This window comes from Isosphaeraceae bacterium EP7, assembly GCA_038400315.1.
Classification (GTDB): domain Bacteria; phylum Planctomycetota; class Planctomycetia; order Isosphaerales; family Isosphaeraceae; genus EP7.
Map to the genome: position 1 here is coordinate 6854125 of CP151667.1, position 22447 is coordinate 6876571.

The 22447-nt window shown below is 71.1% G+C and carries 15 protein-coding genes; 7 read left to right on the forward strand and 8 right to left on the reverse strand.

Going from position 1 to position 22447, the window contains the following annotated elements:
- Positions 1-6 precede the first annotated feature (6 nt).
- Both EP7_RS27105 and EP7_RS27110 read right to left on the reverse strand, forming a co-directional pair.
- Positions 7-1566: an efflux RND transporter periplasmic adaptor subunit gene (locus EP7_RS27105; protein WP_463525381.1), complete on the reverse strand. Its 1560-nt coding sequence runs from the start codon at positions 1564-1566 to the stop codon at positions 7-9.
- A 206-nt stretch (positions 1567-1772) separates the two neighbouring features.
- Positions 1773-2285 (reverse strand): hypothetical protein, encoded by a 513-nt coding sequence (locus EP7_RS27110; RefSeq protein ID WP_463525383.1) that lies wholly within the window; start codon positions 2283-2285, stop codon positions 1773-1775.
- Between the two features lie 526 nt (positions 2286-2811).
- Here EP7_RS27110 and EP7_RS27115 point away from each other — a divergent pair.
- Both EP7_RS27115 and EP7_RS27120 read left to right on the forward strand, forming a co-directional pair.
- The gene (locus EP7_RS27115) at positions 2812-3450 is read left to right on the forward strand and encodes a PEP-CTERM sorting domain-containing protein (protein ID WP_463525384.1); all 639 of its coding nucleotides are present in this window, start codon (positions 2812-2814) and stop codon (positions 3448-3450) included.
- 575 nt (positions 3451-4025) lie between these two features.
- Positions 4026-4805 carry a LolA family protein gene (locus EP7_RS27120; protein WP_463525385.1) on the forward strand — a complete coding sequence of 260 codons (780 nt, stop codon included), beginning with the start codon at positions 4026-4028 and terminating at the stop codon, positions 4803-4805.
- A gap of 24 nt (positions 4806-4829) precedes the next feature.
- Here EP7_RS27120 and EP7_RS27125 read toward each other — a convergent pair whose 3' ends face one another.
- Complete coding sequence (locus tag EP7_RS27125) at positions 4830-5441, reverse strand: peroxiredoxin family protein (protein WP_463525386.1); 612 nt, start codon at positions 5439-5441, stop codon at positions 4830-4832.
- A 29-nt stretch (positions 5442-5470) separates the two neighbouring features.
- Positions 5471-6787, reverse strand: a complete 1317-nt coding sequence (locus tag EP7_RS27130) for an MFS transporter (protein ID WP_463525387.1) — start codon at positions 6785-6787, stop codon at positions 5471-5473.
- Between the two features lie 104 nt (positions 6788-6891).
- Between EP7_RS27130 and EP7_RS27135 the strand changes: the two genes are divergently transcribed.
- Positions 6892-7464 (forward strand): TetR/AcrR family transcriptional regulator, encoded by a 573-nt coding sequence (locus tag EP7_RS27135; RefSeq protein WP_463525388.1) that lies wholly within the window; start codon positions 6892-6894, stop codon positions 7462-7464.
- Between the two features lie 15 nt (positions 7465-7479).
- Here the strand turns inward: EP7_RS27135 and EP7_RS27140 are convergent, their stop codons facing one another.
- Positions 7480-8811, reverse strand: coding sequence for a hypothetical protein (locus EP7_RS27140; protein ID WP_463525389.1), 1332 nt, complete (start codon positions 8809-8811; stop codon positions 7480-7482).
- 299 nt (positions 8812-9110) lie between these two features.
- Here EP7_RS27140 and EP7_RS27145 point away from each other — a divergent pair, with 299 nt between their 5' ends.
- Both EP7_RS27145 and EP7_RS27150 read left to right on the forward strand, forming a co-directional pair.
- Positions 9111-9776, forward strand: coding sequence for a sigma-70 family RNA polymerase sigma factor (locus tag EP7_RS27145; RefSeq protein ID WP_463525390.1), 666 nt, complete (start codon positions 9111-9113; stop codon positions 9774-9776).
- Between the two features lie 37 nt (positions 9777-9813).
- Positions 9814-13599 (forward strand): WD40 repeat domain-containing serine/threonine protein kinase, encoded by a 3786-nt coding sequence (locus tag EP7_RS27150; RefSeq protein ID WP_463525391.1) that lies wholly within the window; start codon positions 9814-9816, stop codon positions 13597-13599.
- A gap of 92 nt (positions 13600-13691) precedes the next feature.
- On the opposite strand, the gene EP7_RS27155 is transcribed toward EP7_RS27150, so the two are convergent.
- Together EP7_RS27155 and EP7_RS27160 are read right to left on the reverse strand one after the other, a co-directional pair.
- Positions 13692-14462, reverse strand: coding sequence for a sugar phosphate isomerase/epimerase family protein (locus EP7_RS27155; protein ID WP_463525392.1), 771 nt, complete (start codon positions 14460-14462; stop codon positions 13692-13694).
- Between the two features lie 101 nt (positions 14463-14563).
- Positions 14564-18313: a hypothetical protein gene (locus tag EP7_RS27160; protein WP_463525393.1), complete on the reverse strand. Its 3750-nt coding sequence runs from the start codon at positions 18311-18313 to the stop codon at positions 14564-14566.
- 283 nt (positions 18314-18596) lie between these two features.
- Here EP7_RS27160 and EP7_RS27165 point away from each other — a divergent pair, with 283 nt between their 5' ends.
- Both EP7_RS27165 and EP7_RS27170 read left to right on the forward strand, forming a co-directional pair.
- Positions 18597-19556, forward strand: coding sequence for a YiiX/YebB-like N1pC/P60 family cysteine hydrolase (locus EP7_RS27165; RefSeq protein ID WP_463525394.1), 960 nt, complete (start codon positions 18597-18599; stop codon positions 19554-19556).
- An 81-nt stretch (positions 19557-19637) separates the two neighbouring features.
- The gene (locus EP7_RS27170) at positions 19638-20795 is read left to right on the forward strand and encodes an alpha/beta hydrolase (RefSeq protein ID WP_463525395.1); all 1158 of its coding nucleotides are present in this window, start codon (positions 19638-19640) and stop codon (positions 20793-20795) included.
- 30 nt (positions 20796-20825) lie between these two features.
- On the opposite strand, the gene EP7_RS27175 is transcribed toward EP7_RS27170, so the two are convergent.
- Positions 20826-22334, reverse strand: a complete 1509-nt coding sequence (locus EP7_RS27175) for a sulfatase family protein (RefSeq protein WP_463525396.1) — start codon at positions 22332-22334, stop codon at positions 20826-20828.
- Between the last annotated feature and the right edge of the window lie 113 nt (positions 22335-22447).

Genomic DNA, 22447 nt, shown 5'->3' on the forward strand with positions numbered 1-22447 from the left:
TCTCGATCAGTCCTCCGTCTCGCTGCCCAGGATCAGCTCGCTCTTGAGCAGGAAGGCGCCTGCGGCGACGACCTCCTGGCCATCCGCCAGGCCGGCCCGCACGACGCGCCTGCCCTCGGCGGTGCGGCCGGCGTCGACCACGCGGAACCGGAAGCAGTTGGGCGCGCCGGCGGGGACGAAGACGCCCGACTTGCCGTCGATCTCGACGACCGACGCGTCGGGTACGGTCAGGGCCTCCGAGGCGTCGGAGCCGGTGAGGTGGACCCGGACGAACTGGCCGATCTTCAGCAGGCCCGAGGCGTTGTCGACCTCGGCCACCAGCGGCACGGTGCGGGTGGCCACGTCGACCTGGGCGCCGACGTCGAGAATCCTGGCGCGGAAGGACTGGTCGGGGTAGGCGGCGGCCGTGAGCAGGACCTGCGCGTCCTTCAGCTCGGGCAGGCGCCGCAGGCTCCCCTCGGGGACGTCGGCGCGGACGCGGACGCGGGTGACGTCGGCCAGGCGGAAGAGGACCGAGGCGGGCTCGGCGAGCATCGAGGGGACGGCCGTGCGGGTGAGGATCTTGCCGCCGAAGGGGGCCTTGATCGTGTACGAGGTCAGGTCGGGCTCGGCGGCCGAGCCTTCGGGGGCGGGCGCGGACTCGGCCCGCGCGTCGTCCTCGGGCGGGACACCGTAGATCTTCAGCCGCTGGCGGGCGTCGAGCACGGCGGCCTCGGCCAGCCTGAGGTGCTGCTCGGCGAGCCGTTTCTGCTGGGCGGCGTCGAACTTGATCTGCTCCAGGGAGGCCTCGAACTTGGCCTGGGTCCCCTCGCGGGCGTGCTTGGCGAGGAAGGCGGGGTGCTCGCCGACGATGTTCTTCTTGAACAACTCGGCCTGCTTCTGCTCCTCGTGGGTGGCCATCTCCAGGTTGGCGTAGGCGGTCAGCAGCTCGGCCCGATTGGTGCCCAGGGGGCGATCGGCGAAGGTCTTCTCCAGTTCCACGGCGGGGACGTTCTTGCGGAGCAAGGGGATGAGCGTCTGGATGTTGTCGGCGGTCTGGTTGCGCCAGTCGGCCTCGGTCCTGGCGGTCTCAAGCTCGCGCAGGCGGGCCCGCAAATTGAGCCGGGCCAGGCCGACCTCGGCGTTGTCCAGGGTGACGAGCGGGTCGCCCGCCTTGACGACCTGGCCGAGCGTAACATGGACGGTGCGGACGATGCCGGGAACCTGCGAGCGGATGTCGATGAGGTGGTCGGCGTCGGCCTCGACCTGCCCGGCCACGCCCAGCTCGTCGGGCATGGCCAGCATCCGGGCGGGCTCGATGCGGAGGCCGCCGGCGCGGGCCTTCTCCGGCGAGAGGGTGACAAGTTCCACCGGCTCGCGTTCCGCGGGCGATGCCACCGGGGGAGAGGCCGGCGACGGGCGGGCGACGGTGTCATTATGTGTCGAGAAGGGCTCGCCCCAGACCCCGTGGAAGACGCGGTCGTGGGCCGAGAGCCCGAAGAAGAAGGCGAGCCCGAGCCCGATTAAGGGCAGGCCGAGCTTGAACCAGGACGCAAGACGGTGCGCCGCGGCGAGTCCGAGCTTCATTGGGGTCCCCCCGGCCGGCGACATTGGGCTGCGCATCGCGGGATCAACCGCGCGGTGGCCCTTGCCATCGGCCTCGCTGGGTGCGACATCCGTCGGAGTGTCGACGGAGGCCGCGCACGTTCGTTCTGGCACGCTTCAACACGGTTGGACGGCACGGCGGGCGCCGGGAGGGGGCGTCGCGGGGAGGGCGGCGTCGGTGCCGGGCCTCAGCAGGTCCAGCGTTGGAGCAAGGCCAGGGGAGAAGCGGCCGGGCGAGGCGCGCGGGGATGCGACCCGACCGGGGCCATGGAAGGCGGGTGCCAGAAGGAGAAGGCGTCGAGCAGGAAGGGAGTCAGGCCAGGGCCGATGGGGTCGAGCGTGACCAGCCGGCCGGCCGCGGGGGACGACGACGACTCGTCGAGGGCGATCTGCGGCAAGGGGTCGGGGACGGTGCCCGGCTGGTCGGGGATGTTCGCGTGCAGCGCGGGTGTCGAGTCGACGGGGCCACCCGGCAGGGCGTTGGCGGGATTCAGCCAGTGCCAGTGGAGCACGGCCACGTCGTCGGCCACCCCGGCCTCGGGGTGCCAGCGGAGGAGGTGGTCATGCATGGCGCAGACTTCGCCCGGCGTGTCGTGGTGCCGGATATTATGGAAGTCGGCCTCGGGGAACGGGGTCCGGAGTATGCCCAGGACGACCATGGTCGTCGCGAGCCATCCCAGACGTCCGCGCCTCAGTCGCATGGAAAACCCCCGACTGCCCCGCCGCTCGGTGGAGGCTTCAACTCTGATGGGCGCAACCCCCACCAATCCTCTTTCTGCATTATGAGGCGCGGCGAGGCGGCGTCAAGCGGCTTCAAGAGTCGTTGTCTCGCGTGATCGGGCGACGGGGCGGGGAAATTGAGGTTTACTTGCCCGGCCCGATGGATTAAGTTCCCCCGCAGTTCGATTTCGCCTCAAGGTTTCGCCACTGCGGACCGGGGCGGATCGGCATCCAGGTGGCCGGGCAAGGAGGCCGGGTCTCTTGAACAAGCACCCATCGCGACGGCACCCAGACCTCAGCCGATTTGACCAAGGCACGGATGCTGCTCCGGCTCTCGCAGCCGTGGCGGACGGGGTCGCTCTCCCTCGAGGCGAGCGCGGCCCGGGCGCATTTCAGATCGCCGGCGGCGACGGGGTTTTCCCCCGGCTCGCCGAGCGAGACCGGCCAGGCCCCGACATTGGATGTCAGTCGGGGCGCGACATTCCCATTCAAGTTCAGGAGGAGACGATGAGCATGTCACGAAAGTGGGTCGGGCTACGGATCGCCCTCGCCGCTTTGGCTACGATCGCCGTAACGGCGGGCAGCTCGCGGGCGGATTCGCTCAAGAGCTACATGAATTACAACACCTCCGGCACGATCGACTCGGCCGGCGTCACGGGCACCCCGGTCATCAGCTTCAACAGCGTGGCCGCCGGCTCGTTCACCGCCCCCTCGTCGTTCAGCCTGGGCGAGTTCCTCGTCTCCGGCGCCCTGCCCGACGACCAGGTGACGACCTACACCAACACCAAGTTCTCGATCACGCTGGGCATCAGCAAGGTCAACGGCTCGGTGCCGCTGCCCAACGAGACGCCCTTCACCCTGACCGGCGTGCTCAACGGCTCGATCACCGGCACGTCCCAGTCGGACGTGGTGGCGACCTTCGACCCGGTCCCCGTCGGCACCTTCCGCACGGGCGACTTCCTCAACACCCTGAAGGTCCTGGACTCGAACATCTCGCTGGTCCCCTCCACGACCAACGGTGGACGTACGACCGCCCAGGCCCAGATCACCACCACCGCGGCGGTGCCCGAGCCCACCTCGGTGGCGATCTTCCTGTCGGCCCTTGCCGGCTTCGGAATGCTCCGCCGCTCGCGGGCCGGCCGCTAAGCATCCCGGTCGAGCCAAGGGCCGTCGCGACCCCGCGATGTGCAACCTAGAAAAGCGATCGGTTCGCGCGGCCCCTCGGTTCCGAGGGGCCGACCTCATTTCGAAGCCCGACCAAAATTCGCCCTGCCCTGCTCTGCTCCGCCATTCCTCACCTCATCTCCGGTGACCGCACGGGGGCTCGTTCCCCTGGCCATCCGGGTCATCCCGACCAAGCCATCGTCGCCATTTCGCGGTCGTGCCGGACAGACCTCGGCGATCACCGCCCGTTCGTCGTTGGGCAATGGCCGTGCATCTCCGTCTCGGTTGCCCAGCGTGTGGCGGCCAGGGCGATCTCCTCGACGGTTGGCCCCTCGTTCGCCGCGTATCAGACGGAGGTGAGCACGACCGTTCGCGGGTGAGTTGGATCACGAGACGTGGTGCATTGATTACCACACACGTGTTTGGTCGAATGGCCTTACCGCACCCCCAAGACCACCGGCACCGCGTCTCCTCTGCCGCGATCACTCCCTCGGGTGGTCGAGCGAGGCGGCCCTCGTGACGCGAAGGCGGCAGCAGGCACCCATCGGGAGTCCGCCATGCACGACATCCGAGCCGAACGTCGCGTCTTCCTCGGCACGCTCGCCGCCCTCTTCATGACCGGCCGGATCTCCCGACGCATCGCGCGGGCGGATGACGCGAAGCCCGACCCCTTCGAGCTGGCACGCAAGGTCGAGGCGCTCTACGCCTCGTGCAAGACCTACCGTGATCAGGGCAAGGCGGTCCAGATTTTCCTCGATGCCAAGGGAAACGATCGGGCCGAAGGCGAGACCAAGCCTCGCCTGATCACCACGGCGTTCGCCCGCCCGGACAAATTCCGCTTCGAATTCGACGACGAGCGCGACGAGAAGCGCATCCGCAACCTGATCTGGATGGACGGCACGGCGGTGAAGACCTGGTGGGACATCCGGCCGGGCGTCCAGAAGCCCAACTCGCTGCAATTCGCGCTGGGGGCCGCGGCCGGGGTCACGGAATCCGCGTCGATGACGATCGCTCCCCTGCTCCTGCCCGAACTCCTGGGCCGCCCACACGCCCTGAGCGAGGGGCCCGGCGTGCTGTCGCAGTTGGAGGACGGATCGATCGGGGAGCACGCCTGCCGTCGCCTTCGCCGACGGTTCGAGGCGGTCAATTTCCAGACCAGGAAGAAGTTCGAGGTCGTGGACACCTACTGGATCGACGCGAAGACCCACGCCGTCCGGCGGGTCGTCAAGGAGATGCAGCACGACGAGTTCCGGTCGGTCGGCACGCTGGACCTTGAGCCCGAGTTCGACGTCGAGTTGCCCGCCTCGGCCCTGGAATTCGACCCGCCTCAGAATTAGTCGGACGCGGGGCTCGGTTCACGCTCAGAACGAGCAGCCCGAGGCCATCTCGTCGGGTGCCCCGGCCGTGTCGAGATTGATCTCGGCCACTCCGGCGAGCCGGGCCAGGCCGGCGCCGACCTCGGCCAGCATCGTCGACGAGTAGCCGGGCCACATCGCCTCGACCTGCCCGCCCGGGGCCGCGAGCATCGCGTAGGCCGATCGATCGGCCTTGCAGGCTTCGATGATCGTCCGATCGGGGTCGGCGAGGACCGGGTAGGGGGTGCCGTGGCGGCGGGCCCAGTCGCGGGCGGTGGCCAGGTCGCCGTCGATCACGCCGAGGATCGAGGCGTTCGCGCCATAGGCGGCGTGGATTCGCCGAAAATAGGGCTCGGCCGCCTCGCTGCACGGGCAGCCGTCCTTGATGAAGACGAGGACGAGCGGACGATTGGCCGCCTCGCTGGCCGGCGAATGGTCACGCCCGTCCGAACCCATCGCCGAGTGCGCCGTCACTCGCGTGCCGGACATCGCGCCGGCTGCGGCGAGCATGGGCGGTGTGACCGGGTGGACGGCCGCCGGCGGCTTCAGGGCGGCGTAGGCGATCGCGGCGACGGCCGCGACGATCAGGAGCCACGAAATCCGGTCGCGGACTGCCATCGGCCCCCCCTTCCCGGCTGAGTCATGATTCAGCCAATCGCCGGTTCCAGCGCGGTGCCCGGGGTGTCGGCATCGGTTTCAGCGGGCCGCTCCGGCCCCCGGCCGATTTGCAGGACGAAGGCGGCGGTCACCAGGCAGAGGGCTCCCGACGTGAGGAAGGCCCGCTGGTAGTCGCCCATCCAGGAACGGGTGGCGCCGGCCCCGTACGCGGCCGCGGCGGCGCCCAGTTGATGGGCCGCCACGATCCAGCCGAACATGACCCCGGCGCGGGCCTTGCCGAAGGCGTCGGCGGTCAGCCTCGCCGTGGGGGGGACCGTCGCGATCCAGTCGAGGCCGTAGACGACGGCGAAGATCGGCAGGCCCCAGGAGGCCGGCCCCAGGACCATCGGCAGGGCGATGAGCGCCAGCCCGCGCAGGCCGTAGTACCACGACAGCAGGAGGCGATTATCCCAGCGGTCGGAGAGCCAGCCCGAGGCGGTCGTGCCCACCAGGTCGAACAGGCCCATCGCCGCCAGCAGGCCCGCCGCACGCACTTCGGGGATCCCGTTGTCCAGGCAGGCCGGAATCAGGTGGGTGCCGATCAGGCCGTTGGTGCTGGCCCCGCAGACGAAGAAACTGCCGGCCAGGAGGCGGAAATCCCTGGATCGGAGCCCGTCGAAGAGGGCCTGCATGGCCTCCCGCACCGGGTTCTCGACGACCGTCTCCGGCTCTTCCTCGCCGGCAAGCTCTCCATAAGGACGCAGGCCGAGATCGGCGGGCCGATCACGCATGAGCAGAGCCACGAGGGGGATCACCGCGGCGGTCGCGCCGGCGATGAGCATCGCGGCGGGCCGCCAACCCAGGTGCTGGACCATCGACGCCATCAATGGCAGAAAGATGAGCTGGCCGGTGGCCGAGCTGGCCGTGAGCAGGCCGAGCACCAGGCCTCGGCGGCGGGCGAACCAGCGATTGACGACCGTGGCGCCCAGGACGAGCGCCGTCATGCCCGTGCCGCCGCCGACGACCACGCCCCAGAGCAGGACTAGCTGCCAGGAGGCCGTCATCTGCGTCGTCAGGGCGACCCCGGCCGACACGATCGCAAGCGAGAGCATCACCGTGCGTCGCAGCCCCAGCCGGCCCATGAGCGCCGCCGCGAACGGGCCGATGAGGCCGTAGAGGATCAGGTTCACCGAGATGGCCAGCGAGATCGTCGACCGGCTCCAGCCGAATTCTCGCTCGAGCGGGACGATCAGGATCGAGGGGGCAGACCGGACGCCGGCCGTGGCCAGCAGGATGAAGAAGGTCACCCCGGCGACCGCCCAGGCGTAGTGCAGCGAACCACGTGCGGCCGGCCTGAGCGTCGTCATCGGATCGGGACCCCGGATCACCCTTGATCGAACGTCCTTCGTTCGGCGACAATGTTACGGACGGTTCTGTCTCATGTCAATTCAAGGCGGCGAGGGGGCGATTCGTGGAGCCCGAGAAGACGGCACGCGACCGGGTGATGGAGGCGACGCTGGACCTGTTCGGCCGCGAGGGCATCCGCGCCGTCGGAATTGACACGATCATCGCCCGCTCGGGCGTGGCGAAGATGAGCCTGTACCGCAGCTTCCGGTCGAAGGACCACCTGGTCGTCGCCTACCTGGAGGAGCGGAACCGTAGGTTCTTCGACTGGTGGGAACGGTCGATCGGCGACGAGTCCGATGAGCCGGCCGCGCGGCTGCGGGGCCTGGTCGCGGCCACGGTCGAGAAGGTCCGCGGCCCGGGGTATCGCGGCTGCCCGTTCCTGAACACGTCGGCGGAGTTCCCCGACGCGGCACACCCGGCGCGGGCGGTCATCGCGGCCCACAAGCGTGAGGTGAGGTCGCGACTGGACGACCTCTGCCGCCGAGTGGGAGGCCCCGGGGCGGAGGCCTTGGCCGTCCAGCTCATCGTCCTGATGGACGGCATTTATGGCTATCCGGGGTCGGTCGCCGCGCCCGAGGACGCGGCGGCCGTCAACGAGGCCGCCGCCGCCCTGATTGGCCGCGTGGCGACGTGTTGAACCGGGGCGGCCGGCTCACTTGGTTCGCATGAGCCCCGCCGGCTGCTTGGAGAAGGACTCGAAGACATCGCCGACGACCCGGTCGGCCAGGCGGCCGAGGGTGGCGTGGATGACCGGTTCGGCCTCGGGCAGCAGGGGGGACTGGATGGGCTCGTAGCCGCCGACCTTGTAGGACTCGGCCGTGGCGATGTAGCCGAGGGTCCCGTTGGCGTAGCCGACGATGATGGGGATGGCGCGGTCGGCGATGGCGGCTTCGAGCTTGAAGCCGTACTCGACCATGGGCTCGCCGGGGATGGTCAGGAACAGGTAGGGGCCGACCTTCAGGGCCATCATCTCGGCCTCGACGGGGCCGTCCTTGCCGGGGAGCATCACGCGCTCGGAGGCGCAACGCAGCTTGTAGTTCGTGGGGCGTTTGGTCAGGTGCTCACGGACCATGGAGCGGGACAGGGCGCGGACGACGGCTCCGCCCAGGTCGCGGCCGGCCCACTGGATGTCGGCCTCGTCGGCGCAGCGATAGGGGTCTCCGGGCAGGTTGGGGCGGATGTCGCCGGCGCAGCCTTGGAGGAACAGGGCGCGGGTCTGGCCGTCGTAAACCTTCTCGACGAAGGTCTGGGCCTCGCCGGGGAAGTCCGCGCTCATCCTGGGGTAGCCGGTGGGGTACGGCGTGGTGGCGTTGTCGCCCCAGGTGAAGAAGCAGGGATGGCAGACGGCGTGCATCAGGGTGGTCATCGGGGCCATCGACCGGCCGTCGTCGAACCGGAGGACCTTCACCCGGGGGTCATTCGGGCCGTCGGGGTTGAGCCTGACGACGGCGCGGCCGTCGATCACCTTGCGGCGGTTGATGCCGAAGCCGATCGAGTCCTCTCCGTAGCCGACGGAGACGGGCCGCATGTCGGAGGCGGCCTCGGCGGCGGCCGCGGCGACCTTGACGGCGAGCTCGTCGGCCCAGGCCTTCTCCTTGTCGAAGTCGGGGCCCGAATGGTTGTGCGAGGCCGCGACGAGGATGTTCTCGGGAGGGATGCCCGTCTTCGAGGCGATCGCCTGGCGCATGGCCTTGACGAACGGGTCGCCCGCCTTGATCAGGTCGAAGGTGGCGATGGCGGCCTTGGTCTTGCCGTCGTCGAGCAGCAGGATGCCGGCGCGGAGCGGGTCTCGGGCCCCCTTCGTCGGCCTGGGGTGGCCGGTCACCGGGGTGTCGGGCGGCGGCGTGATGTCGAGCTTGGCCACACCGGCCCGGAGGTTGGACTGGACCGGGAAGCCCTCGGCCACGTCGTCGGCCCCGACGGCGTTGGTGGCGGCCAGTCCGAGCAAGGCGCCCGCGAACGTCAGGGCGCGAATGGGACCCATCATCGGCTGCTCCCGGCGGATCTCGACGCGCGAGCGGCCCGTGAATGCGTCGGGCGGTCGCGCCGGCGCGTCTCCTACGGAGGATTCGAATCGATCCCGCGTGCCGAGGCAAGCGCCGACCCGCCGACGGCGACCCGAATTTGCGGCCAGGGGACGGCTTCTCGCGCGGCGCCTTGCCCTGGGTCTCGAGGGATCGGATCATAAAAGGGGGAACATGACGGCCGCGGCTGACGCTCTCAAGAGTAGGGGAGCCTTCATGCGGTCGCTCGGGCCCAAAAGTCGGAGGGGGCCTCAGCACGATGGGCGGCGGACCGATGGACCTGATCGCGCGAGCCAGGGGCGGCGAGGCCGAAGCTCTGGGGGATCTCTGTGCGCTCTATCGAAATTATATGCGCATGGTGGTCCGGACCGGGCTGGGCCCGAGGCTCCGCGAGCGCGTCGAGCTCTCCGACGTGGTGCAGGAGGCCCTGGTCGAGGTGGTCCGGCAGTTCCCGCAGTTCACCGGCCAGAATGAGGCGGCGCTGGTCGGCTGGCTGCGACGGCTGGTCGGGCAGAAGCTGGCGGACCTGGGGAGATATCACAGCCGGGCGAAGCGAGGGTCGGGCGACGCGGCGCTGCCGCTGGACGCGCACTGGGGGGACGGCGGCGGGGGCGAGTCGAACGCGAGCGGAGGCGGCAAGCTGCTGGACATGCTGTCGCTGGACCAGACCAGCCCGAGCGAGGCCGCCAGCCGCCGCGAGCTGACCGTGCTGCTGGCCGATGCCCTGGCGAGCCTGGCCGAGACGGAGGCGATGGTGCTCTGGCTGTACCACGCCGAGGGGCTTTCTTTCGAGGCGATCGGCGACCGACTGGGGGTCAGCCGCAAGTCGGTCCGGGGGATCTGGGGACGCGGCCTGAAGGATCTGAAACGGAACCTGGACGGCCCCCCGGGCGGGAGCCTGAAGTATCCGACGCCCGGACCCTGATGCAATCCGAGCGATTGATTGATTGAGGAGTGACGCCATGGTCCGCCGCATCGAGCCCGAGCCGGAACCGATCAACCGCGACGAGCGGCTGGGCGAGGCGATCGAGACCTATCTGGAGCTGGCCGAGAGCGGGTTCCCCCCCGCGCCCGACGTCTTCGCCTCGGGCTACCCCGAGCTGGGCGACGACCTGCGCGAGGCGCTGGAGGGCCTGGCCCTGGTGCAGGGGCTCGTCGGCGAGCCGAGCGGGCCGGGGCACCGGCTGGAGGCGGGCCGGCGCGTGGCCGGCTACCGGATCGTCCGCGAGCTGGGCCGCGGCGGCATGGGCATCGTCTACGAGGCCGTGCACGTCGGCCTCGACCGCCCCGTGGCCCTGAAGGTGCTGGGGGCCACCGCGGCGCCGGACTCGACCGGGCGGCGTCGGTTCCTGAACGAGGCGAGGACCGCCGCGGGCCTGCATCACACCCACATCGTGCCGGTCTTCGACGTCGGCCAGGTGGGCGGGCTCTGCTACTACGCGATGCAGCGCATCGAGGGGAGCGGCCTGGACCGCGTCATCAAGCACCTGCGGCGCGACCGGGCCACGGCGGCGGGGTCGAGCCTGGGCACCAACCACCAGGCCAGCACCGGCAGGGGCCGGGCCGCCGCCACCGAGCACGGCGAGACGAACGGATCGGCCGACTCCTCCCCCACGGTGAGCTGGGACGGCACCGTGACGGGCAAGACTCGCCCTTCATTCGCCGGCAACGGCCCCCTCGGACGCGTCCGCGACGAGGAGGACGAGGACGACGGCCCGCCCTATGAGCCCCCGCGCGGGTCGGCCTACTACCGATGGGTCGCGGGGGTCGGACGCCAGGGGGCCGAGGCGATCGCGCACGCGCACGGCCGGGGGGTGATCCACCGCGACCTGAAGCCCTCGAACCTGCTGGTCGACGCCAGGGGGACCGTCTGGGTGGCCGACTTCGGCCTGGCGCGGCGGCTGGCCGACCCCAGCCAGACCCAGGCCGACAGCCTGCTGGGCACCCCCCGGTACATGAGCCCCGAGCAGGCGAAGATCGGCCCCATCGACGGCCGGACCGACGTATACAGCCTGGGCGCGACCCTCTTCGAGCTGCTGACCCTGCGGCCCCCCTTCGAGGGACAGACCGCCGCCGAGCTGGTCAACCAGATCACCGACCGCGAGCCCCCCCCGCCGCGCAAGTTCGACCCGAAGATTCCCAGGGACCTGGAGACGATCGTCCTGAAGGCCATGGCCAAGCGTCCGGCCGACCGCTATGCCGGCGCGACCGAGCTGGCCGACGACCTTGAGCGTTACCTGAACACCGAACCGGTGCTCGCTCGCCGGATCGGGCTCGCGGGCCGCGCCTGGAGGTTCGCCCGCCGGCATCCGGCCATCACGGCGGTGACCACGGTGGCCACCGCGACGGTTCTGACGGTGGTCACGGTCGCCTACTGGCGGGTGGTGCAGGATCGCAACGTGGCCATCAGGGCCGGGGAAGAGACCCGGCGCGAGCGCGAGCGGGCACTGGACGCCCAGGCCGAGACGCAGGTGGCGCTGGCCTCGGTGCTGCGGTTCTCCAGCGAGCCGGACCGGCTGGCACGCGGCCTGAAATCCCTGAGCGAGGCCGCGAAGCGGACGGGGCAAGTGGCCGGGCTGCTCGGCCGGCTGCGGAACGAGGCGGTCGAATACCTCGCGCTGCGGGACATCAAGTCGACACCCGGCCTGGCCACCGGGCCGTCCCGGGGAATCGTCTTCGGGCCCCGCGGGCGGGTGGTCACGCTGGCCAGGGAGGGGCAATCGGTCTCGATCTGGGACCCCGAGCAGCCGCTGAAACCCCTGCGGACCCACGAGCTTCCCGGCGCGGCGGCCACCGCGCCGGGCCGCGGGCCTGGCGGCAACAACCGGCCCCAGCCCCCCGCGCTGGCCGCCGCGGGCCGGCTCGCCGCGGCGGTCTGGGCCAACGGCCGCGGGGTCAGATTCTTCGACATCACCTCGGGCGAGATGGCCGGAGACCTTGACTCGCAGGGCCACGAGATCCTCTCGGTCCACGGCTCGCCCTCGGGCGACCGGATCGTGACGGTCGAGAGCCTGGACGAGCCGGGTAAAGGGAACCGCGAGCGGGACAGGGACCGCGGGCCCGGAGCACGCTGGGGCTACGTGGTCAAGCTCTGGGCAGTCGGCCAGGCCGACGAACCGCTGGCCACGCTGGCCGAGATCACGCCGCAGTCGGGCCCGCTGGCCCCCCCGCCGCTGGTCGACTTCAGCGACGACGGAGAGGTCATCGCCACGGCCACGACCTGGGGCCAGGGCATCAAGCTCTGGTCGGCCAAGGATGGCGAGCCCTGGGCCTCGACCGACGGCCACGCGCGGCCCGACCTGGAAACCCAGCCGAGCCTGACGGCGCTCGCCTTCGGGCCCGACGGCCTGCTGGCGGCCGCAGGCGGCGGGACGATCCGGCTCTGGGATACCCGGACGATGACCCCCCTGCCCGGCGTCACGCCCCGCCAGACCTTCGTGCGGAACCTGAGGTTCAACCGCGACGGGACGCTGCTGGCCGTCAGCGGCTTCGGCTCCGAGATCGAGGTCTGGGACCCCGCGGCCAACGTCACCGTGGCCAGCCTGTCGGCGACGGACCTGGTCGTCGACCTGGCGTTCGCCCCCAACGGCCTGACCCTGGCCGCCGCCGGCGCGACGGAGACCCTGGCGACCTGGACCATCGTCGAGCCCGCCGCGCGGACCAGGCTGGGGGGGGCCAAGCCCGCCTGGTCGATGGCCTTCGGCGCGGGCCCGACGCTTGCCATCGCCTATCGAGACACCGACGCGCGGCTCTGGTCGCCCAAGGACTGCAAGGTCGGCTCCGGCGCCATCGCCCGGACGAAGCTGCTCTCGTTGAGCCCGGCCGGCGACGGCCGGATCGTCGGCGTCGATCCCAACAGCATGACCCTGAACTGGTACGACGACCCCAACGGCCCGGCCTCCCGCACGCTCCCCCTGCCCACCGGCCCCGGTGACGACCGCGATCGCCGCAAGGACCGCGATCGGATTCCAAAGCCAGGCCCCGCGCCGGCTGGGGCCGCGGCAACAGAAGGCCGACCCGCCCCGGCCGGGACTCGCGGCGGACGGGGGGGCGGCTTCTTCATCATGCCGATGAGCGTCACGCGCGACGGCAAGGCCCTGGCGCTGGCCATCGTCGACGAGGTCTTGATCTGGAGGGCCGACTCCCCCGACGTCGTCGACCGCCTCCACCGGCCGGCCGTCTACGACCGGGATGGTCAGCGGGTCGCCGGGGGCCAGGCGCAGCGGCCGCGGTTCTGGAGGCAGGCGTTGATCTCGACGGCGGGCGACCGGCTCTACCTGCTCGACGACGGCTCGCAGCTCCACGTCTGGGACCTGGTCGGGGACAAAGCTGCGATAGCATCCTGGACGTCCCCGGGCGACTTCGCCGAGATCGCGCTGAGCCCCGACGGCGGAACCCTGGCCCTGGCCAGGCGCAACGGAGACATCGCGATCGTGGAGACACGCCGGGGCGAGGTGCTCGTCAACCTGCCCTCGTCGGCGGTCGGCCTCTCGCCGGTCTCGGTGGCCTATTCCCCCGACGGCCGCGACCTGGCCGTGGGGACGCAGCAAGGGTCGGTCCAGATCTGGCGGCTGGGAACGAAGCCCACGCCCCTACTGAGGCTGCCTGGCCACCGCGGAGAGTCTCGCACCCTGGCCTACGACGCAGCCGGCCGCTACCTGGCCATCGGCGGCGGCGACAAGGCCGTCGACGTCTGGGACATGTCCCGGATCCGCAGCGAGCTGGGGGGCATCGGCCTGGGCTGGTAAGCCGAGATCCGCGCATTGCACCGCCCGCCGGCGAGGCCCGGAGGCCTCGCCGGCGGGCGGCGGCTTGAATTCGTGCGGGAAAGCCGATCCGGTCAGATCTGGCTTTCCAGCAGGAGCTTGAGCTTGCGGACCTCGACCTCGATCTCGAAGGGGCTGTCGGGCCGGTCTTCCATCGAGACGGTCAGCGACCGGTTGTAGCCGGCCCGTTCGAGCTGGCCGAGGACCTTGCCATACTCGATTTCGCCCTGGCCGATGCGCACCTGGAAGGCGGCGGGGTCGCGGCCGGTGTCCCGCAGGCAGACGTTCTGCACATAGGGGAAGACCTGGTCGTAGGATCCCCCCTTGTGTGGCCCCTGGATGTAGTGGCTGGGGTCGAGCGTCAGGCCCAGGCCGGGCACGGCCTGGCAGAGCGCGACGGCAGCGTCGGGGTCGGCCGTGAGGGTGGCCGAGTGGGTGGCGACGGAGAGGACGAGCCCCTCGGCCGAGGCCTTGTTGGCCAGCGCGGTGAGCCGCTTGACCTCGACGTCGAAGGGGGTGCCCAGCGGGGCGGCCTCCATCGTCAGCACGGCCACCGTGGTCGCCTTGGCCAGCCTGCAGGCGGCGTCGAACCGCTTGCGGTAGACGGGCGAAGCGGGATCCAGGTCGCCGAAGCCGAGGGTCAGGCCCGACGGCGTCAGGCTCGGCCCGCTCCGCAGGCGTTGCACCACGGCGTCCAGGTCGTCGGCAACCTCCGAGGGGCTCAGGTGGAGCGATCCCTCGATGACGGCCAGCTCGTATTTGTTGAATTCGAGTTCGGCGATATGCCTCAGGGCCGACTCCAGCGGCTCCCGGGCGAAGCAAAGCGTATGACAGGCGACGAACACCGAGCCCCTCCTAGCCACCGAGAGGTCCGCAGGACCCCGATCCTCCGCGTACAGGAGGCATCCTTGCCGGCGTCGGACCGGCCCCTCGACGCGTGCCGATCTTACCGCAAGGCCCGGTCCGTGGGTAGGGCAGACGCGGTGCCCGTGCGGGCCAGCGGGTCGGCCGCCGCGGCCTGGCGGGCCCAGTGCGACCCGGCCAGCCTGGAGAAGTCGGCGAAGCGACGCTCGCGATAGGCCTGCAAGGCCGCCGACAGGGTCCGCCTGGCGTTGAGCCGCTCGGGCTCGGTGAGGGTGGCCTCCTGCAACGCAAGGTCGTCGACCCAGAGCCGCCCGGGGCCCGCCAGCTCGAGACGAAGCCGCGCCGAGCTTAGCCCGTCGGCCGGGAGATCGGCGGCCCGCAAGGTGACCTCGGACCACTGCGGGCCGATGTTGGCCTCGGCCAGACGGACCAGCGGGTGCCCGCCGGCGGTCCCTTCGAGGCTGAGCCGGGCGCGGGCCCCGGCCCGGTCGGCACGCAGCCAGGCACGGACGGTCATCCCGGGGCCGGCCGGGGTGGCGAACGCGTCGCTCAGGACGGCGCCCTCCGTTTCCGTCGAGACCAGGCGCAGGCTCGTCCGGCCCGATCGAGGACCGAGCGGGTCGAGCCCGACGGCCACCTTCGAGCCCACGGCATGCCAGCCGGCGGGCTCGGCGGCGAGCCTGGCCGCCTCGGGCTCACCCTGCGCGGGGGTGGCCCCGCCGTCGAGCTCGAAGCCCGGGTTGGGCGGGCCGGGCGGGTGCAGGTCGAGCTGGCGGTCGAGCCTTGCCAGCCGGGTCGAGAGGTCGTCATAGCTGACCTTCAGCCCGGCGAGGGCGGCCGGAGCGGGATGCGGGACCACCCGGCCGAGCGTCACGCCGGTCGCCGGAATCCGGACCGCCGCCACGCCGAAGGGCTCGAGCTGGAGCGCCAGGCGGCACCCCTTGTCGATGGCCTGCGGGGCCAGGGCGAGCCCGCGACCGAGGTCGAAGACGGTGGGCGGCCCCGGGGCCGAGGCCGTCGAGCTGGCCTGGAGGATCTCACCGTCCCAGAGGATCGGCAAGGGGGTGTCGTTTGCCAGGATCAGGTAGCTGGACCGACCCGCGGCGATGGTCCGAGCGGCGACAGGAGGCCGACCCTCGGTCCGGTCGGCGGCCTCGGAGGCGGACGCGGGCAGGGCGTTGAAGACCCGGCCGAACCGGTTCAGACGCCCCTCGCGGCCCGAGGCCGAGGCCAGCTCGACCCAGGCCCAGCGCGGGTCGATGGCGGCCAGCGCGTGCCCCAGGGGCTCGTCGGCGTCGGCGCCCGCGGCGGTCGGTCGGGCCGAATGAGCCAGCGTCGTGCCGCTCGAGGCCGGGTCGTGGCCCAGGAACAGGCCGCGGCCGAGGCGGGCGGCGACCGGGGCGTCCAGGTCGGGGTTAGTCGCCAGGTCGCGGGCCAGCCCGGCGGGGTCGGACGAGGCGCCCCGGAGGATCACCGGGGCGTCGGGGCCGTCGGGCCAGGCCTCCAGGTCGAGCCCGACGGCGCGCCAGGCCACACCGGCGGGCAGCCCGGCCAGGTCGGCCTTGCGTGCCTCGTCGCCGGCCGGCCCATCGGCCAGCACGGGGGTGACCAGGGCCAGTCGTGCGGCGGGCGAGACGCCCCGGACCTGGTCGGCCAGCTCGGCATAAAGTCGACCCAGCTCGCGGGCCCGCCACTTCAGCCAGGGCTGGTGGCCGGGGCCCTCGACGAATCGGGCGCGGGCGGCGAACCGGCCGGCGTCGGCTCCCATCCCGGGGACCTTGCGGGCCGTCTCGCCTTCGAAGGTCTGGGCCACGAACTGGCCATAGCTCGCGTCATCCAGCCCGGTGGAGGGACCGCCCAGCAGCGTGGGCCCGGGGCCAAGCCGGACCAGCACGCCGGCGAAGCGGTCGCCGCCGGGCGGATGTTCCAGCTGCTCGGCCAGCCGCCGCTTCATCGCGTCGCGGACCTCGGGGTGGAGCGGGTGATAGGCCGATCCATCGGGCTGGCCCGTCACGCTGACGCGGACCAGGCCGCGTGCCACGGCGTCCGAAGAGTCGGGCGCGGGCAGTCCGGGCAAGGTTCCGTCGAAGCCGACTTCCAGCCAGAGGCCGACGCCCTGACGGGCGAGAATCCTGGACAGGAGTGTCAGGCGATCGGCCCCGGTGCAGTCCTCGGCGGCCTGGCCATCCAGGCGGCGTCGGGCGTTGCGGTCGGGCAGGTCGGAGGGGAGTGCCACCGAGGTCGCGCCGCAGGCGGCCAGGTAATCGCCCAGGTTGCGGGACTGGGCCACGAAGTCGGGCTCACGCCCCTCGCGTCCGCCGAAGGCGTCGAGCTGCCTGCGGTCGGAGATCGAAAGGCCCAGCGTCCTGGCCGGGCCGGCCTTGGGTGCCCCGGCCATGTCGGAGTTGAACGGCTCGGCCAACTCGGTCAGCGAGACCGAGCCGAGGTGGATCGGCCGCGAGGCCCCGCGGTTGACCAGCACCAGGACCGGCTCGGCGACATCGGGCCAGACCAGCCATGAGGTCGAGGCGGGGGGCGTGGGCGCCGCGATCGGGAGGCCGGAGGCCCTGGTGTCGAGCAGCAGCCGGTGGCGGTCGCCGCCCGCTGAGTTCGAGGCGACCAGCGCGACGCCCAGGTCGGCGGGATCCCCCTCGATAATGCTGAGGGTCAGCCGGTGCGGCCGGCCAGGGCGGCGGACCTTCAGGCCGAGCGCCGACCAGGCGAGGCCGTCGGTCGACTCGGGGGGAAGCTCGGCGATCTCGGGGCCGCGGGCCAGCCAGCCTCGCAGGCGGTCGCGTCGGGTTGCCTCGACGAGGGCCCCCTCGGGCAGCGGCCAGTCGGACCGGCCCGGACCGGCGACCGGCGACCGGCCTGCGGCCAGAGGCCGGTAGCTCCGCGAACGGTTCAGGTCGAGCGAGTCAACCTCCTCGGAGAGGCCACGTGCCGAGGCCTGGGGGCGGACGGTGGCCTCGCGGGCGACGACAGCCAGGCTGACCGTGCGGGTGGCGTTGACGGCCGACGCCTGATCCCTCCGCCTCCGGAGCCAGCGGGCCCGCCTCGGGGCATCGCCGCCGGAGAGCGGTTCCCAGGACGCCCTGAGCGTCAGCAAATAGGTCCCCTCGGCCGCCGGGGCGGGAACGGCCAGTTCCAGGGTGGGCCGACCCTGGGCGTTGGCGACGACGATCTCGTGGCGGTCGACCGTCCAGGTCGGCTCGCCCCCCCGCGCCGGCCGGATTTCGGCCGTGAGCTTCACGGCCATCTCGCCGGGCTCGGCCGTCAGCAGGTTCAGGCCAACCTTCACCGGCACCGATTCCGAGGGGGCGGCGATTCCCTCGCCGGGCAGGTCGATCTCCAGCGCGTCCCAGGCCAGCCGCTCGATGCCCAGGTCGAACGGCACGGGCGGGGCGGTCCGGCGCGGGCCGTCGAGCAGATCCCGGACCGGGAACCGGACGACCCGGGGGCCAACCCGCACGGCGAGGCTCGCCCCGAGGATCGTCTCCAGCCTGACCCGGGCCCTGCCCGATCCGATCGGCCCCAGGGTCCAGCCGCCGCCCGACCAGGGGGCCGGAGCCTGGCCCGGCAGCTCGGCGGGGCCGCAGGCGACGGCGCCCAGGATGGTGCCTTCGGACAGCTCGACCACCGGAGGGCCGGGCGACTCGGCGGCCACCGCAGCGGGGAGGTTCCAGTCGACCTCGACGGTCAGGCGGATGGTGTCGTGGGCCGGGTCCTGCGGGGCACGCATCGGGGGCCCGGCCGACGCCGGGGCGTGTGGCCCGGGTCCGATGGCGATCAGGCCGGCCAGGACAATCAAGGCCGAGTGCCGTCCGAGCATGCTCCGCACCGGGCCGTCCGATCCGTCGGGTGAGCCTGGCATGCACCCCCACGCCGGGGGCCGTCTCGAGAGTGATCTATCGGCACCTCAAGACCCGAACTCGATGAAAAATCGCGACAAAAGGAAAAATCGGCACGCATTTCCAGCACGCAGATCGCACCCTGTATGATCCCCCGACGATAGAATAGACTGATGGCCGGGCGCATCCGGCGGCATGGGCGGTGCATGCCCTCATCACGCAATGCAGATGCCCGATCCGTTTTCTCCACGGGGTTCCCATCCAATGTTGAAGCTGATCCTCTCGATTGCCGGGCTCTTCGGAGGGCACGACGGGTTGGAGCCGACCGACCGCCTGATCCCTCCCGGATACCAAGGCAACCCGTGGGGCCCGGTCGCCAACGAGGCACGCCGCGCCGGAGCTCTGCCGCCGATCCCGATGACGCCGGCCATGACCCAGTGGGACGGCTGGGGGCGCAAGGTTCTGCGCGACGGCGACGTCCTGTTCCGCCGGGGCGACGGCCGCGTCCTCATGGGCGCCTTCCCGTTCAGCCGCTTCATCGCCGCCGCCAGCGGCAGCTACTTCTCGCACACCGGCATCGCCGCCATCGAGGACGGCTCGCCCTTCATCTATGACATGACCAAGGCGGGCGTCCGCCGCCAGCCGTTCTCCGTCTGGGTGCTGGACAACGTCGGGCCCGTCGGCGTCAAGCGGCCCAGGCCCGAGCACCAGGCGAAGATCCCTCAGGTCCTGGCCTTCTGCCGCGACACCTACGCCCGCCAGGTCGCCTTCGACTTCGACCTGAAGATCGACGACAACGAGCTCTACTGCGTCGAGATGACCGAGAAGGCCTTTCGCTCGGTCGGCCTTAAGCTGTCCGACCCGGTGCTGCTGGGCGACATGGAAAACGCCTCACGGTTCCCGATCTGCATGTGGGCGTTCGCCACCTTCTCGAAGTTGACGCTCGACCAGCCGGTCTTCTTCCCCGGCAACCCCCGCCACGGCATCTGGTCGTCGCGCGACCTGCTGACCGTGTACGACCCGTCGCGCGACCCCAAGTTCGAGCCCCCCGTGGGCAGCAAGGTCGGCGACCCCCTGGGCTGGCTGCTGGCCGACCTCCAGCGCATCGGCGACCCGGCTCGCCCCCGGTCGAAGCCCGTCGCGCCGAGGACCGACTCCAAGCCCGAGGCATCCACACCGTCCGCCAATCCGTCGGCCGCGCGAGCCGGCCAGTCCCGGAGCTGATCGGACCGACGGTGGCCGTGCGGGGGGATCGGATCGTGCCTTGACAGGCGGCGGGATTCATCGCTTAATCCCACCGCGTCGATGGCATCCCTCCTCGCGGCCGAGTCGGGAGACCTCGGCCCGTACCCTTCGCCGGTCGCGGGCCGGATCACGATGATCACGCACCCCCCCCTAGCACGACCCGCGGCGGCCGCGTTGCTCGGCTGCCTGCTGCTGGCGTTGACTCCCGGCAGGTCCGACGCGGGCGACGCACTGGCGCTCGACGACGGCCAGCCCCACGCCGCGATGCGTCGCGCCGAATATGGCACCGGACCTCGGTCGTACTGGCTCTTCGAGCCTCGTCAGCCCACTCCGGAGACGGCCCCGCTGGTCGTCTTCTTGCACGGCTGGCTGGCGGTCAACCCGGGGGTCTACGGCGCCTGGATCGATCACCTCGTGCGGTCCGGGCACATCGTCGTCTTCCCCAGGTATCAGGACGACGTCGCCACCCACCCGGGCGAGTTCCTGCCCAATGCCCTTGAGGCGGTCAACGACGCCATCGGGGTGCTCACGACCTCGCCCGGGCATGTCCGGCCCGACCTCAAGCGGTTCGCCCTGATCGGCCACTCGGCCGGCGGCAACCTCGCGGCGCAGATGGCGGCGGTCTCGGACGAGGCCGACCTGCCCAGGCCCAGGGCGGTCGTCGTGGTGACCCCCGGAGAAGTCAGGGCGCTAGCCGGCCCCGACCTGGCGCTGATTCCATCGACTACCCTCCTGGTCGTGGCGGTCGCCGATCAGGACTTCCTCGTCGGCGACAGCCGAGGGCGGCACATCTTCGCCCAGGCGTCGTCGATCCCCGCCTCGCGAAAGAAGTTCGTCCTCTACCGGACCGACCGCCACGGCAAGCCCTGGCTGGTGGCCGACCACACGTCGCCGACCGGCGCCCTTCCCTCGCTGGGCAACGGTAACGGCCTGTTCCCGGGCGCCCAGATGAACCTGGCCGGGGTCGACCCGCTGGACCGCGCCGGGTACTGGCGGATGGCCGACCTGACCCTGGATGCCGGCTTCCGGGGCAAGACCCTGGACGAGGCGACGGCCGGCGGGGCCGAGTTCCGCCAGATGGGCTTCTGGAGCGACGGCCGCCCCGTCCTGCCGCCGATCGTCGGCGACGACCTGACGAAGATCCCCCGGGTGGTGCTCGCCAACGGCCTCCGCCTGATCGCCATGCCCGGCGCCGTGGTCGACAAGATCACCCGCTGAGGCCGTCGTCGCACAGGAGCGTGCCGACGTTCATCTGCTGTGCTTCAGCCACTCGTCATAGGCGTGGGTCCTCGGGCCCAGATATTTGTAGGCCTCGAAGACTTCGCCGCGGCCGGACATGCGTGGATCGCCGTCCATGCGCAACGACGCTTCCATCTCCGATCTGAGCTGCTGCTTGAGGGCCTGGAGCGACGCGTCGGACGCCAGGTTCTTCACGCAGTCGGGGTCCCTGACGACGTGGTAGAGCTCCTCGGCCGGACGCTTGCCGAAGCAGAGGCGATAAGATTCATCGAACTGGGATGTGATCAGGGTCTTCGTCGGGCCATTGTCGCAGTTCGGGTAGCTCGTCTCGGGGTTGCCGACCGGCCAACGATCGGGCTCGTAGTTGACGACGTAGAGATATTCGAGAGAGCGGATGGCGCGGACCGGGTAACCCTGGTCGTCCGGCCGCCCGAGGTCATGACGCTCCTTGCCGACCACCATCCGGTTGCGGGTCGGATCAATCTGCCCGGCCTTCTCGCTCGCCAGAAGGTCGCCGAAGCCGCGACCGCTCATCGAGTCGGGGGCCTTCAGGCCGGCGGCCTCCAGGAACGTCGGGGCGAAGTCGCGGACATTGACGAAGTCATCGACGACGCGGCCCGGCTTGATGCGACTCCCCCACCGGACGGCCAGGGGGATGTGAAATCCCGCCTCGTAGATCTGGCCCTTCACGCGTGGGAACGGCATGCCATGGTCCGAGGTGACGAGGAGGAGCGTCTCCTCAAGCTCGCCCGATTTCTCGAGCTGGGCGATGATCCTGCCGAGATCCGCGTCGAATCGCTCGACTTCCATCGCATAGTCGAGCATGTCGCTGCGGATGACGTCCGAGTTGGGGTAATAGGCCGGGAGCGGGACGGAGGCGAGGTCTCGGCCCGCGCGACGGCCCGCCCCTTCCTCATACGCGCGATGCGGCTCCTGGCTGCCGACCCAAAAGCAGAACGGTTGGCCCGTCTTGCGCTCTTCAAGGAAGGCGGAGAAGTTGCGAGCGAGGTCGGTATTGCTCATCCCGCGCAGCGGCGGCTTCTGCTTGAACTGCTGGTAGCCCGGCCCGGCGGGGTTGCGCTTGAATCCACCCGCCTTGAAGTCTCCCGGCCCCCAGCCCTTGCCTGTGTGGCCGACGAGGTAGCCCGCCTGTTCCAGGAGATCGGGGTAGACCGGCCACTTGGCGGGGAAGACGCCGTTGTGGCACATCGCCTCTTCGAGTTGCCAGGTATTCCGCCCCGTCAGCAGGCTGGCACGGCACGGGCTGCACTTGGGGTTGTTCGTGAATGCGTTGCGGAACAGCACCCCTTCTTGGGCCACGCGGTCGAAGGATGGCGTCTTGATCCACGAACAGCCGTAGGCGCCCGCGTGGCCCGACGACCAGTCATCGGCGATCACCAGGACGATGTTCGGGCGTTTGTCATCCCGGGGCGGGGCGGCGTCGGCGGCCCGCGCCATGAGCAAAATCCCACAGAATCCGACGGCAAACACGGCCCGCCCCGTCACAAGACTGCTCATCGGTCGGACGCTCCGCCCGGTTGCACGATCGCCGCAATTTGAACGGGAGCGACCTCACGAGAGGGCGACAACGTGCGGGCCGGACGACCGGGAACAAAGAAACTACACTAATC

Bases quoted from the DNA above. Each gene is read 5' to 3' on its own strand.
- EP7_RS27105 (WP_463525381.1), bottom strand. From the start codon at position 1,566: ATGAAGCTCGGACTCGCCGCGGCGCACCGTCTTGCGTCCTGGTTCAAG.
- EP7_RS27110 (WP_463525383.1), bottom strand. From the start codon at position 2,285: ATGCGACTGAGGCGCGGACGTCTGGGATGGCTCGCGACGACCATGGTC.
- EP7_RS27115 (WP_463525384.1), top strand. From the start codon at position 2,812: ATGAGCATGTCACGAAAGTGGGTCGGGCTACGGATCGCCCTCGCCGCT.
- EP7_RS27120 (WP_463525385.1), top strand. From the start codon at position 4,026: ATGCACGACATCCGAGCCGAACGTCGCGTCTTCCTCGGCACGCTCGCC.
- EP7_RS27125 (WP_463525386.1), bottom strand. From the start codon at position 5,441: ATGGCAGTCCGCGACCGGATTTCGTGGCTCCTGATCGTCGCGGCCGTC.
- EP7_RS27130 (WP_463525387.1), bottom strand. From the start codon at position 6,787: ATGACGACGCTCAGGCCGGCCGCACGTGGTTCGCTGCACTACGCCTGG.
- EP7_RS27140 (WP_463525389.1), bottom strand. From the start codon at position 8,811: ATGGGTCCCATTCGCGCCCTGACGTTCGCGGGCGCCTTGCTCGGACTG.
- EP7_RS27145 (WP_463525390.1), top strand. From the start codon at position 9,111: ATGGGCGGCGGACCGATGGACCTGATCGCGCGAGCCAGGGGCGGCGAG.
- EP7_RS27150 (WP_463525391.1), top strand. From the start codon at position 9,814: ATGGTCCGCCGCATCGAGCCCGAGCCGGAACCGATCAACCGCGACGAG.
- EP7_RS27160 (WP_463525393.1), bottom strand. From the start codon at position 18,313: ATGCTCGGACGGCACTCGGCCTTGATTGTCCTGGCCGGCCTGATCGCC.
- EP7_RS27165 (WP_463525394.1), top strand. From the start codon at position 18,597: ATGTTGAAGCTGATCCTCTCGATTGCCGGGCTCTTCGGAGGGCACGAC.
- EP7_RS27170 (WP_463525395.1), top strand. From the start codon at position 19,638: ATGGCATCCCTCCTCGCGGCCGAGTCGGGAGACCTCGGCCCGTACCCT.
- EP7_RS27175 (WP_463525396.1), bottom strand. From the start codon at position 22,334: ATGAGCAGTCTTGTGACGGGGCGGGCCGTGTTTGCCGTCGGATTCTGT.